The organism is Dialister succinatiphilus (genome assembly GCF_928721695.1).
Lineage (GTDB): Bacteria > Bacillota > Negativicutes > Veillonellales > Dialisteraceae > Dialister > Dialister succinatiphilus.
The window spans coordinates 1587501-1599881 of the sequence record NZ_OV788641.1; the positions used below are offsets into that span (position 1 = coordinate 1587501).

Genomic DNA, 12381 nt, shown 5'->3' on the forward strand with positions numbered 1-12381 from the left:
TAGGCGAAAGGGAGAAACCCCCGGAACAGAAAAGGGTGGCAGAAAAGAGGCCCAAGCAACTGTTTACCAAAAACACAGGTGCCTGCGAAAGCGAAAGCTGAAGTATAGGTGCTGACGCCTGCCCGGTGCTGGAAGGTTAAGGAGAGAGGTCAGCGAAAGCGAAGCTTTGAACTGAAGCCCCAGTGAACGGCGGCCGTAACTATAACGGTCCTAAGGTAGCGAAATTCCTTGTCGGGTAAGTTCCGACCCGCATGAAAGGCGTAATGATTTGGGCACTGTCTCAACGAGGGGCCCGGTGAAATTGAAATACCTGTGAAGATGCAGGTTACCCGCGACTGGACAGGAAGACCCCATGGAGCTTCACTGCAGCTTGAGATTGAATCCCGGTGACATATGCACAGGATAGGTGGGAGGCTAAGAAGTAATGCCTTTGGGTGTTACAGAGCCGATGTTGGGATACCACCCTTATGTTGCTGAGATTCTAACACGGAGACTAACAACCTCGTGGACCATCTCAGGCAGGCGGTTTGACTGGGGCGGTCGCCTCCTAAAATGTAACGGAGGCGCCCAAAGGTTCCCTCAGGCCGGACAGAAACCGGCCGAAGAGTGCAAAGGCAGAAGGGAGCTTGACTGCGAGACAGACAAGTCGAGCAGAGACGAAAGTCGGGCTTAGTGATCCGGTGGTACTGAGTGGAAAGGCCATCGCTCAACGGATAAAAGCTACCCTGGGGATAACAGGCTAATCTCTCCCAAGAGTTCATATCGACGGGGAGGTTTGGCACCTCGATGTCGGCTCATCACATCCTGGAGCTGGAGTAGGTTCCAAGGGTTGGGCTGTTCGCCCATTAAAGTGGTACGCGAGCTGGGTTCAAAACGTCGTGAGACAGTTTGGTTCATATCCATCGCGGGCGCAAGAAGTTTGAGGGAGGCTGCTCCTAGTACGAGAGGACCGGAGTGGACGGATCAACGGTGTACCAGTTGTCACGCCAGTGGCACGGCTGGAAAGCCGCATCCGGAAAGGATAAACGCTGAAAGCATCTAAGCGTGAAGCCCGTCCCGAGATGAGACTTCTCATCAGCAATGAGTAAGACCCCTTAAAGACGATGAGGTTGATAGGCTGTGAGTGGAAGTGGCGCAAGTCATGGAGCGACGCAGTACTAATAGGTCGAGGTCTTAGCTTAGATTTCACGAAAAGCACGACCAGAGGCGAGAGCCTTCGGAACTTCTTCTATGCAGTTTTGAGAGAACAGACTCTCAAAGATTCAGTGGCGATAGCTGTGAGGATACACCCGTACCCATGCCGAACACGGTAGTTAAGCTCACAAACGCCGAAAGTACTTGGCTGGAAGCGGCCCGGGAGGATAGGAAGCTGCTGATTAACTGAAAAAGCACTAGTCTGATGACTGGTGCTTTTTTGCTGTGTGCGACATTTGAGGTAATGAGCTTTTGTGAGGAAACGGTGCTTACCTGTATTCCCGAAGGTTGACGCGGCTTCGCCGCGAGGGTTGATGGCGCCGCCGGGCCTGACGGCCCTGGGCGCCAAGGGTTCTGTCCGGGACCGGCTGACGCCTCCCGGACGGGTTGAGGGCTTTCGCCCAGGGTAGTTATGAAGTATCGCTGCGCTGGCGAGGTGGGCGCCCTTAAGGACAAGCCCCTTTGGGGCTTGAGGGTTCTAAAGTTTGACGGGGCTATCGCCCCGAGGGTTCTTAAATTTGACAGCGGCTCTGCCGCTGAGGGTTGTTGTGGGCGCCTTACATTTATAGAAGGCGCCCTCTTATGATAAAACCTTCACAACCTGGCTTTCGCCCGTGGGAAAACAGGCCGACCTCGCTTCGCTCGAGGTAATGCATTCCCCCTTTGGTGGCTGGCGCCACCACCTTGCCCGGTGGGAAGCATGTCACTGGATTCGCGGGTCGCGAGGCTCCCCTATGAATCCAGTTCCTTTGCCACCCCCGCAAGCGGGGCACTATAACCCGTGCTTACTGTAGAGCCATTTATGAAGAGAGTGTTTCGCGGTGTTTTATTCTGCCCCCTGCATAGGGTTGGCAAGGGAACACGATTCGTAAGGAAGCAAAGCGACCTGAGAATCGTGTGACACGCTTTCCCGTGGAGAAGTCCGGCGCAGCCGGATAGGGGGAGGCGAGCGCAGCGAGCCAATCAGCAGAATGCTTATTAAGCCATATGACACAGTAAGGTAAGCTCGTAACGCTGACTTCATACTCATCGCCCCCTAAAGGGGAAACGACTCACTACATTTTGCGCGTCGCTAGCGCTCCTTCAAAATGTGTTCGCTGTGCACCGTAAGGGCGATACCACAACCCTCGGCCTGAAAGGTCGTCAAACTTACGAACCCTCCGGCCCATAGGGCCGGTCCATCTTAAGAATCTTCTGCGTCCCAGAATCTAAGGCATACCTTATCTCTTTTCAAACTGCTTATACATGGTTTATACTTAACATCAGGTGATATGATGCATTTTCTATTTAAACTGATCAAATGGTTGATTATACTTGTTCTTTTTGCTGCTTTGAGCCTTGGCTTTTATGCAGGCAATCTATCCTATGAAGAGCTTTTTAATGCGCCCTGGGACAGGATTCTTGGGATTGAGAATCATCGTCTGGATTTAGGAAGAATTCATGGGCTTGAAGATCGGTATGGCTGGCAGAGGGTGATGGTGCCTTCCAAAGATGGTACAGAGCTTCGGGGAACTTATATCGAGACCGTGAAAGGGGGCCGGAAGGCGGTGGTTCTTCTTCATGGACTGTACCAGAATCGGTCCATGTGCGTTCCTTATATTTCTATGTACCAGGATATGGGATACAATGTGCTTCTGGTGGATCTTCGTGGCCATGGCGAGAGCGGCGGTGGTCATACGGACTGGGGGATTCATGATGTGGAGGATATGAATGCCTGGGTTGATTTTCTGCGGTCTAAGAATCCATCTATGGGGATCGGATTTCATGGGATTTCTCTTGGCGCGGCCATGGCTTTGATTTACAGCGGCAGTGAGGAGGGGCAGCATATGAAGTTCTATGTGGCTGACAGTTCGTATGGGAATCTATTGGCACTGGGACGAGATAAGATTATGACCTATACGGGCGATGATCGGCTGGTCCTTGGCATGGATGTGTTGAATCCTTTTATGCAGGCGGCCATGTTTTTCCATACCGGCCGAATTTTGTCCGATGTGGATCCGGCATCCCAGGTGACTCGTATGTCTTCTCCGGTGCTTTTCCTTCATGGCGGCGCGGATATGCTTGTTCCTCCATCGGTAGCTCATGAGCTTCTGGCTGATTCTTCCAGCAGCGTGAAGGAGCTTTATATTTTTGATGGGGCTGCCCATACTATGGAAATGGCGGTGAATGGTCCGGCCTATAAGCAGGTGGTCCAGAAATTTGTGAAGCAGCGTTCCTGAGGTTTATCTTTCAAATTCTATGTTGTGTGATAAAATAGGAGTAAAGAAGTACAGGTTAAACAGGAGGTATAGATATGAATGGGAATGGTTTGAATCGGGAAGGGTTCCTGGCTGCCAGAGATACCGTTGCAGCGCTGAAGGGGACAGTAGAATGTCTTCAGGTGAATTTATCTCAGGAGAGGGATGCTAATGAGGGGCTGAACCTTACCATTGAGTCTCTTCGCGGAGAAAATGGCAGTCTTCAGGAGAAAACGTTCCAGCTGGAAGCGGAACTGGATGCGCTGAAGCAGGAAATGAAGGATGAAAACAATCAGAAAAAACAGGAAACTGCAGTGCCGGAATCGGAGGTTTGCCGGGAGCTGGAAAAGAAGCTGGGTTTCTATTATAAGGATTTGAAAAACATGGATGAGAAAAATCTCACTGCCGAAGACAGCGAGACTCTGTATCATATCCTGACCTATACTTTCAAAACCTTGAAGAAGGCGGGACTGCAATTTTAGTATTTATTTCATGCCGGTACTTTGGGCGTAGTAGAAAAGGTACTGCTGCATAATGCCAGCCTTTTGCCCATAGGCGGGAAAGGGATTGGATCCTTCGTATTTTTGATCAATGACCCGCTGTATCCATACGTCCACCGGTGCCAGGGCTGTGCGGTGGAAGCCGAAGAGGGCTGTGCAGTTTGCTACCTTGATACCTACGCCGGGAAGTTCCATCAGGGCGTTCAACAGCTTTTCATCATCATATGTCGCCATATCTTTCAAGAGGTGTGGCGATTTTTTTATGATTTCCGCTGATTTGGCAATATAGGGGATGCGGTAGCCCAGGGAACAGGCTTTGAGGTCTTCCGGGGACAGGGAAGACAGTTTTTGGGGCGTTGGAAAGGTATAAAGTATTTCCCGGGGCGTTTTGATCTCCTCTCCTGCCCTTTGGCACAGCTTTTCTACGGCAGAAGCGATGGCGGGGATGGATTTTCTCTGGGAGATAATAAAGGTAATCAGTGTTTCCCAGGGGTCCTGCCTGAGAATACGGATGCCCCTGCTGTAGTCGGCTGCCTTTTGAAGGTAATGGTCATTTGGACTTATACTGTTTCGGATGGCTTCATAGTTTTCGGACAGATCGAAATAGGGCTTCCACAGGTGATTCCACAGGTATGGGGAGCAGGACACATCATAACGGATACCCTGTATATGGCGTATGTAGAGAACATGGCGGCCGGTGATGAAGCGGAAAAGGCCGTCATTTATTTCGACTGCCCGGAAGCACTGGCCGCTGTGTATGATTTTATAAAGATCAAATTCGTCCCTGATAAAAATATGCATGGATTTTTCTTTCCTTTCAATGAATGGGAACTTTTTTATAAACATTATATTCTTTTACCTGCTTTTTTCAAAGATATGATAAAATAGAGGCACATTGTTGCAGGAAAGAGGGATATTTTGGGAAAACATCTGCTTTTGGTCAACGATTTGCCGGGATACGGGAAGGTAGCACTGGCGGCCATGATGCCGGTGCTGACTCATATGGGCCACCATATTTACAATCTTCCCACGGCCCTTGTTTCCAATACCCTGGACTATGGGCGCTTTGAAATCCTGGATACCACGGATTATATGAGAAATACCATAGGTGTGTGGAAAGCGCTGGGGTTTTCTTTTGATGCCATTTCCACAGGCTTTATTGTTTCTCCTGCCCAGGCTGCCATGATTGCCAATTACTGCAGCCGGGAGCGGTTAAAGGGGACAAAGATTTTTGTGGATCCCATCATGGGAGATGAAGGCCATCTGTATAACGGTCTCACAGAGCGGACGGTGGAAGGCATGCGGCGCCTGGTTTCCCAGGCTGATTACATGGTTCCCAATTATACAGAAGCAGCCCTTATTGCAGGAGAGACCTATAAAAAGGAAGGCCTCTCCTGGGTGGCTATGAAGAATCTTCTGGGCAGGCTGCATCGTATGGGGAACGGCTCCATAGCCATTACCAGCGCCAAAGTGGATGGAGAAGATGCAGTGGCAGGTTTTGATAAGGACAGGGGAGAATATTTCCTTCGTACCTTTGATATGATTCCCGTCCGTTTTCCGGGAACGGGGGATATTTTTTCCGCCATTTTCATGGGAAATGTGATGAACGGGGTTTCCATGATGGATTCTGTAGATAAAGCCATGATGGCAGTGCGTCAGATGATTGTACTGAGCAGCAGCAGTGGTGATTCTTTTAAGGGAATTCCAGTAGAATCCTGTCTGGAGGTGATTGATTCATGCCAAGAAGACCGAAAATAAAAATAACCTGTATAGACAGGCTGGGAAAGTGCCCCTGCCATAGAGGACACCGGATAGGCGATTCCTGGGATTTTGACAAAGACCGGGGACAGATCTGTCCCATGGTGATGCATGTGGCGTTTCCCTATATAGATATACTGCGCTATGGAGGCGAAATCCCTCAGCCTGGGCAGAAAAAAGGGACAGCCCTATTCTGCTGCCCCGATGTAGAAACTATTAATGTATTTAAGATTGAAAAAGTGGATGAATAATTTTTTATAGAAATCGCAGCGAAAGGTGACATGTATGGAACAGATGCAGTTTATCCGGAAACTTCCGGAACCTATGGAAATCAAACAGGAAATCCCGCTGAAAGAGGAGTTCCGAAAATTAAAAGAAAAAAGGGATCAGGAAATCGCTGACATTATGACCGGTAAGGATGATAGATTCCTCCTGATTATTGGACCCTGCTCTGCAGATAATGAGCCGGCTGTACTGGACTACTGCAGCCGTCTGGCTAAGGTGGCGGACGAAGTGAAGGATCGTCTTTTCATTGTTCCCCGGGTTTATACCAATAAACCGCGGACCATTGGTAAAGGGTACAAAGGTATGCTGCACCAGCCGGATCCGGAGGGGAAGGAAAATATGATGGAAGGAATCAAGGCCATTCGTCGCATGCATGTTCATGTCATCGAGCAGACCGGCTTTACCTGTGCAGAAGAAATCCTGTATCCGGAAAATCATCGTTACCTGTCGGATCTTCTTTCCTATGGCGCCATTGGTGCCCGGTCCGTAGAAGACCAGCTGCATCGTATGATTGCCAGCGGCGCCGGCATTCCTGTAGGAATGAAAAATCCCACTTCCGGTGATCTGTCGGTGATGATGAATTCCATCGAAGCAGCCCAGAGTGAGCAGGATTTTCTTTTCCACGGCTGGGAGGTCCATACCACCGGCAATCCGCTGGCCCATGCCATCCTTCGAGGCTATGTGAACCATTTCGGTACCAGCATGCCTAACTACCATTACGAAAATCTTCGGAAAGTGGCAGATATGTATGGAGAAAGAAATCTAAAAAATCCGGCCATTGTAGTAGACTGCAACCATAATAACTCCGGTAAGAAATACATGGAGCAGATCAGAATTGCCAGGGATGTTATGGCCAGCCGTCAATATGCAGACGATATCCGGCATATAGTGAAGGGCCTCATGATTGAAAGCTATATCGAAGATGGAAACCAGAAAATCGGCGATGGGGTTTATGGAAAATCTATTACGGACCCCTGCCTGGGCTGGGAAAAGAGCAGGGATTTGATCCTGTCTCTGGCAGATATGGTATAAGATGACCGGGTAGGAGAAAAAGCGGCACCTTTTTCAAAGGGGCCGCTTTTCTATGACTCGGGAAATTTCTTAATTTCAGATGGGATTATTTTATTAAATAAGGTATAATATACATATAGAAATACATCGTTATGACGTGGCAGCCCCATATTTCCAAAGAATAAGGAGATGGACAGGATGGAATTTAAAATCAAATATTTCAAGGATTATGTACCCTTTCATGTGGATGACAGCCATCATCCGGTGGAACTGAATCCGAAGCAGTGTCCGGCGGTGGAATCGGAGGCGGCAGAGGTCAGAAGGGCATTGGCTCATCCTATTGGGACACCCAGGCTTTCTGAAATCGTTAAACCTGGTGAAAAAGTGGTCATTGTGGCCAGTGACGTCACCCGTCCGGCACCTTCCTGGGTTATGGTTCCCTGCGTAGTGGAGGAATTGGAAAAGGCAGGGGTGAAGGATGAAGACATTACCGTCGTATTCGGTCTGGGATCCCACAGAAAGCAGACGGAAGAAGAAAAGAAACGGCTTGTGGGAGAAGAGATTTACAGCCGGATCAGGTGCATTGACAGCGATCCTGAGCAGTGCGTTCATATGGGTACCTGCAAAAATGGTACATCTGTGGATATATTTAAAACCGTTGCTGAAGCAGACCGCCGTATTCTTACGGGAAATGTGGAATATCATTATTTCGCCGGTTATTCCGGCGGCATGAAAGCGATTATGCCCGGCGTTTCTTCTCATGACGCCATTCAGTCCAACCATAAGAATATGATTCGTCCCGGTGCCTATGCAGGCCATTTGGAAGGAAATCCGGTTCGCGAAGATATTGAAGAAGTATATCATTTCTGCCCCGTGGATTTCATCGTCAATGTAGCCTTGGATGATCATAAGAAGATTGCCTTTGCGGCAGCAGGAGACAGAATCAAGGCCCATCGGGAAGCCTGTCGTTTCCTGGACAGCATTTATAAAATCAAAATCGATAAGCCCGCAGATGTGGTCATTGTTTCTACCGGCGGCTATCCTAAGGATATTAACCTGTATCAGGCGCAGAAATCCATTGATAATGCCAAGCATGCAGTGAAAGAAGGCGGCATTATGGTGGTATCCGCTTCCTGCAAAGAAGGCTATGGCAGCACCGTCTTCGGTGACTGGATTCAGAAATATGATACCCCTGATGACCGGATCAAGGCGATTCATGAGCACTTTGAACTGGGAGGCCACAAATCGGCAGCTCTGGCTCTGGTACAGAAGAAATGCAGTATTTACCTGGTTACCGATATGGATGATGCCATGGTGACCAAGGCCAATATGACCCCGTTCCATGATCTGCAGCAGGCTGTGGACGCTGCTTTGGACAAAATGGGAAAGGATGCCAGTGTCTATGTAATCCCAGTAGGGGGATCTACCCTTCCTATGGAAGAATAAGATAGAATAGGAAATCGAAAAAAGGATGCCCGTAAGAGGGCGTCCTTTTTTGATGGAGAAATGGCAGCGTGGTGAATCACACGGATACAGGAGGTTAAATAACCGATGAAAAGAAAAGGGAAAACAAAAAAGACACTACGGCGCAAAGCACATAGTGTCTTTTTTAGTGGTGGGCGATAACAGGATCGAACTGGTTCCGCAGAGAACATGTCTTGAAGGAGCGAAAGCGACGCGCAAGACATAGTGAATCGCGGATGCAGGAGGTTAAATGATGGATGAAAGAAAAGGGAAAACAAAAAGACACTACGGCGCGAAGCACATAGTGTCTTTTTTGATGGTGGGCGATAACAGGATCGAACTGCTGACATTCTGCTTGTAAGGCAGACGCTCTCCCAGCTGAGCTAATCGCCCATATTGGTGACCTGTGGGGGATTCGAACCCCCGAACCCGCCGTGAAAGGGCGGTGTCTTAACCACTTGACGAACAGGCCACTGGCTCCTGAAGCAGGGTTCGAACCTGCGACATCGTGATTAACAGTCACGCGCTCTACCGGCTGAGCTATTCAGGAATCTGTACGTGAGTACGTCAATTATAATAACAAATCCTTGTCCATTTTGCAACCATCTTTTTATTAAAAATAAATTAAACATCCTGACAAGATGGAGGACAGGATGGAAACGGCTCTAAAGAGAAAAAAGGAAAAACAAAAAACACTACGAACCGAAGCACGTAGTGTCTTTTTTAGTGGTGGGCGATAACAGGATCGAACTGCTGACATTCTGCTTGTAAGGCAGACGCTCTCCCAGCTGAGCTAATCGCCCATAACTCTGACGTAGTCTATTATGCCTTATATGAAGATATTTTTCAAGAGGGGTATGCAAAAATTTTGGATATTTACTTCTCTTTCTGGTTTTTGCCAGTTGATACGAGTCAATGGCAGAAGGAATCTATCCATTTTCCCCCTGCTGAAACATCTTTTCAGGCAAAAGCTGCTCTGGGAACAAGTCATGATGAGCCTGGGGCGGCTAAAGACAGGGAATTTTCCAAATTTCACCTTGACACAGTCATTTTATCATGTTATAGTATGGGCACTTGTAGCGATGAAGAAAAAGAGTAGGTTTCTTTTGAGGTCTTTCAAGCGAGTCCGGAGAGTGGGAGCGGATGAGACAGGAGTTATCGAAGTGCGTTTCTGAGCGTGAAAGGCGGAATTCAGTATGCCTTTCCGGGCATTCCCGTTATAGAATCATGGTTTCTACAAGGAAGGAAACCTGAAGAGGCATACATGGTGACATGTGTGTGAATCTGGGTGGTAATCACGAGTCTTTCGTCCCAAAGGGATGGAAGATTTTTTTTATGGCTGCCGCGCCGGAAATGGTTCCTTACACATATTTCTCTATAATTCCAGGAGGTTTTTATGAAGAAAAACGAGGAAGTGCAGGCAGCTGCACAAAAGGCGCTGGAGGCCAACAAGAAAAACAAACAAGGTCGCCAGTTTGTTCTCTGGATGCTGGCTCTGGTGGTAGGAGCGGCTCTGGGCTGGCTGGGAATTAAGCCGCTGAATGAATTATTTACTTTTATTGCCACTGTTTTTACCCGCCTTTTCCAGTTCATCGCAGTGCCTACCATTGCTTTGGCTGTGATTACCACCCTGGCCCAGCTGGGCGGCAAGAAGGAAACGGGACGTATTTTTGCTCATGCGGTGACCTACACCCTTTTGACGACTATCTGCGCTGCCGGTATCGGGCTCATGATGTATCTATGGATTGCACCGGGCAATCTTCCTGCTGATATTATCGGTGCCGGTACAGCCAACGTACCGCAGAAACTGGGCCACCTTACCTATTATGACCATATTTTGAGCGTTATCCCCAATAACCTGCTGCAGCCCTTCCTGTCCGGCAATGTGCTGGCAGTAATGATGATTGCTGCTGCCTTTGGTCTTGGTCTGGCTTTCATGCCAAAAACGGAAAACCGGGACATCCTTATGAAGGGGATCATGGGATTCCAGGAACTGCTTTTCACCCTGATTCGTGCGCTTCTTTTCATTCTTCCCGTTGGTATTCTGGCTTTTGCTGCCCAGCTTTCTGCTCAGATCGAAGCCGGCGTCATTGTGGGAGCTCTGGGAAAATATACGGCCGTCATCATTGGCAGCAATGTGATCCAGTTCTTTATTGTGATTCCTGTTTTCCTTCTGGCCAGGGGACTCAATCCTCTTCAGGTATTCAAGAAAATGTCTCCTGCCATTGCGGTAGCCCTTTTTACCAAGAGCTCTGCCGGCACCCTGCCGGTGACCCTGGCTTCGGCAGAACATAATATGAAGGCCAATCCTGCTGTTTCCCGTTTCGTTCTTCCCATCTGCACTACTATTAATATGAACGGCTGCGCTGCCTTCATTCTGGTCACGTCGCTCTTTGTTATGCAGAATGCCGGTTATGAAATGTCTATGCCCACCATGATTACCTGGCTCTTTGTGGCTGTACTGGCAGCCATCGGCAACGCCGGTGTGCCTATGGGCTGCTATTTCCTTACCCTTTCTCTTATGAGCGGTATCGGAGCTCCCATCGGCATTATGGGGGTTATCCTTCCTATCTACACCATCATTGATATGATTGAAACTGCAGAAAATGTGTGGTCCGACTCTGCCGTATGCGCCATGACGGACCATGACCTGAAGGGAAAGATTCCTGAGCCTTCCGATGGAGAGGTGGCAGGTGCATAAATCACTGCATGAAAAAAACACTCCTGTATGGATACGGGAGTGTTTTTGTTTTATGAAATAGGATTTCTTATGATTCTACTGCTTTTCTAAGGGCCATGAGGTTTTCTTCCGGCGCCTTTGGATTGACTACGCAGCCGGGGCCGAGAATGAGGCCTCTGCCGTCTACCTGGGCAATGGCATCTTTCACATGGGCGGTGATTTCTTCCGGTGTACCTTCAAGAATAATATCATCGTATTTCAACACGCCGTTCACAAAGTAGGGGGCTGATTTGATACCGGCCAGCAGGCATTTATCTGTCAGCGCCCGGGCTTCCTTCAGTGTGGGCCAGGTGTGGCGGTCATGCCAGTTGATGCAGTTGACCGGATAGGCAGCCACTTCGTTGAAGTAAATGTCTTCTCCATGAATGTGGACTGCATTGAACCAGGTCTTTTTAGCGTAGGATTTGATGACCTGGAGGTCATAGAACTGGCCGAATTCTTCAAATTCATGAAGGTTCATGACAGAGCGGGTGGCGTTCTGGGTGGCAAAGAAGAAACCGTCCACACCGGCATCAATGTTATAGCTGACAAAATCAAGGGTGGTGGCAGTAATGGCGGAAAGCGCATGGTGTACCGATTCCGGATAGTTGATCATGTCCATAAGAAGACGGTCGCCGGCCATTTTCTTCAACGTGGAGAAAGGACTGAAGATGGTCTGCATTACCGGAGTGCCGGGTTTTCTTCTTTTCACCATTTCCCTGGCAAATTCAATCTGCTTGCCATAGGTGCCCTGGATGGCGGGAATGGCTTTCAGGGCATCGTAGTCCGAAGGGCTCTGGATGGCGAAATTTTTAACAATCGGTTCCCTGTAGGGGTCGCAGTAAATGGTAATCTGGTTGCCGAAGTCCTGGGTGCTGTACAGGCCGAAAGGCATCATTTTGATATAATCGAAATCATATTTCTCTGTAAATGCAGCCTCTGCTTCTGCCAGGGAAATGGGGTCCTGGTCAAATTCGGAAAGGTGCATCCAGGCACCTACCGGTACATGGTCTACAGGCTGGCCGGCTAGGGCGGCTCTGATTCGTTCTTCTCTATTCATAAGGTATCTCCTTTCAGAAACAATTATATTCATTTCTTTGATTATACCATAGGAAGATAGGATTTTGAGAAGGGAAAAAGGGGAGAAAACCGACGGGCTGATGAAACGATGGGGCGGCAGCAGCTGATGCTTTCGAGTCAGACTCTCTATACC

At 48.8% G+C, this 12381-nt stretch carries 10 protein-coding genes, 4 tRNA genes and 2 rRNA genes (1 of these 16 cut by a window edge); 10 read left to right on the forward strand and 6 right to left on the reverse strand.

The genetic code is table 11. The annotated features are described in order from the left end of the window. From NW747_RS06630 to NW747_RS06645, 4 genes are all read left to right on the forward strand, one after another. Nucleotides 1-1181 (forward strand): 23S ribosomal RNA (locus tag NW747_RS06630); it begins 1746 nt to the left of the window's first position. Between the two features lie 80 nt (nt 1182-1261). After that, a 5S ribosomal RNA gene (gene rrf, locus NW747_RS06635) occupies nt 1262-1378 on the forward strand. A gap of 1090 nt (nt 1379-2468) precedes the next feature. Continuing rightward, complete coding sequence (locus NW747_RS06640) at nt 2469-3413, forward strand: alpha/beta hydrolase (protein ID WP_273186168.1); 945 nt, start codon at nt 2469-2471, stop codon at nt 3411-3413. 74 nt (nt 3414-3487) lie between these two features. Then, nucleotides 3488-3913, forward strand: coding sequence for a hypothetical protein (locus NW747_RS06645; RefSeq protein ID WP_273186169.1), 426 nt, complete (start codon nt 3488-3490; stop codon nt 3911-3913). A gap of 3 nt (nt 3914-3916) precedes the next feature. On the opposite strand, the gene NW747_RS06650 is transcribed toward NW747_RS06645, so the two are convergent. Further along, nucleotides 3917-4732 (reverse strand): DNA-3-methyladenine glycosylase family protein, encoded by an 816-nt coding sequence (locus NW747_RS06650; RefSeq protein ID WP_273186172.1) that lies wholly within the window; start codon nt 4730-4732, stop codon nt 3917-3919. 117 nt (nt 4733-4849) lie between these two features. Here NW747_RS06650 and NW747_RS06655 point away from each other — a divergent pair, with 117 nt between their 5' ends. The 4 genes from NW747_RS06655 to larAH6 all read left to right on the forward strand — a co-directional run bounded on the left by NW747_RS06655 (nt 4850) and on the right by larAH6 (nt 8431). Then, nucleotides 4850-5689 carry a bifunctional hydroxymethylpyrimidine kinase/phosphomethylpyrimidine kinase gene (locus NW747_RS06655; protein WP_008859432.1) on the forward strand — a complete coding sequence of 280 codons (840 nt, stop codon included), beginning with the start codon at nt 4850-4852 and terminating at the stop codon, nt 5687-5689. After that, nucleotides 5668-5940 carry a TIGR04076 family protein gene (locus NW747_RS06660; protein ID WP_008859431.1) on the forward strand — a complete coding sequence of 91 codons (273 nt, stop codon included), beginning with the start codon at nt 5668-5670 and terminating at the stop codon, nt 5938-5940. Before NW747_RS06655 ends, NW747_RS06660 begins: the two co-directional genes overlap by 22 nt. 34 nt (nt 5941-5974) lie before the next feature. Next, nucleotides 5975-7006, forward strand: coding sequence for a 3-deoxy-7-phosphoheptulonate synthase (locus tag NW747_RS06665; protein ID WP_273186174.1), 1032 nt, complete (start codon nt 5975-5977; stop codon nt 7004-7006). 177 nt (nt 7007-7183) lie between these two features. Further along, nucleotides 7184-8431: a nickel-dependent malate racemase, LarAH6 family gene (gene larAH6, locus NW747_RS06670; RefSeq protein WP_273186175.1), complete on the forward strand. Its 1248-nt coding sequence runs from the start codon at nt 7184-7186 to the stop codon at nt 8429-8431. Nucleotides 8432-8766: 335 nt separating this feature from the next. Here larAH6 and NW747_RS06675 read toward each other — a convergent pair. From NW747_RS06675 to NW747_RS06690, 4 genes are all read right to left on the reverse strand, one after another. Then, nucleotides 8767-8842, reverse strand: a tRNA-Val gene (locus NW747_RS06675). A 4-nt stretch (nt 8843-8846) separates the two neighbouring features. Next, a tRNA-Glu gene (locus tag NW747_RS06680) sits at nt 8847-8921 on the reverse strand. Between the two features lie 2 nt (nt 8922-8923). Then, nucleotides 8924-8999: transfer RNA gene (locus tag NW747_RS06685), tRNA-Asn, on the reverse strand. A gap of 177 nt (nt 9000-9176) precedes the next feature. Next, nucleotides 9177-9252, reverse strand: a tRNA-Val gene (locus tag NW747_RS06690). Nucleotides 9253-9317: 65 nt separating this feature from the next. On the opposite strand from NW747_RS06690, the gene NW747_RS06695 reads away from it, so the two are divergent. Together NW747_RS06695 and NW747_RS06700 are read left to right on the forward strand one after the other, a co-directional pair. Beyond that, entirely contained in the window at nt 9318-9548 is a 231-nt protein-coding gene (locus NW747_RS06695) for a hypothetical protein (RefSeq protein ID WP_273186177.1), read from the forward strand. Between the two features lie 297 nt (nt 9549-9845). Then, entirely contained in the window at nt 9846-11150 is a 1305-nt protein-coding gene (locus tag NW747_RS06700; protein ID WP_273186179.1) for a dicarboxylate/amino acid:cation symporter, read from the forward strand. 67 nt (nt 11151-11217) lie between these two features. Here the strand turns inward: NW747_RS06700 and NW747_RS06705 are convergent, their stop codons facing one another. After that, on the reverse strand, nt 11218-12228 hold the full coding sequence (locus tag NW747_RS06705; protein WP_008859427.1) for a uroporphyrinogen decarboxylase family protein: 1011 nt from the start codon (nt 12226-12228) through the stop codon (nt 11218-11220). Between the last annotated feature and the right edge of the window lie 153 nt (nt 12229-12381).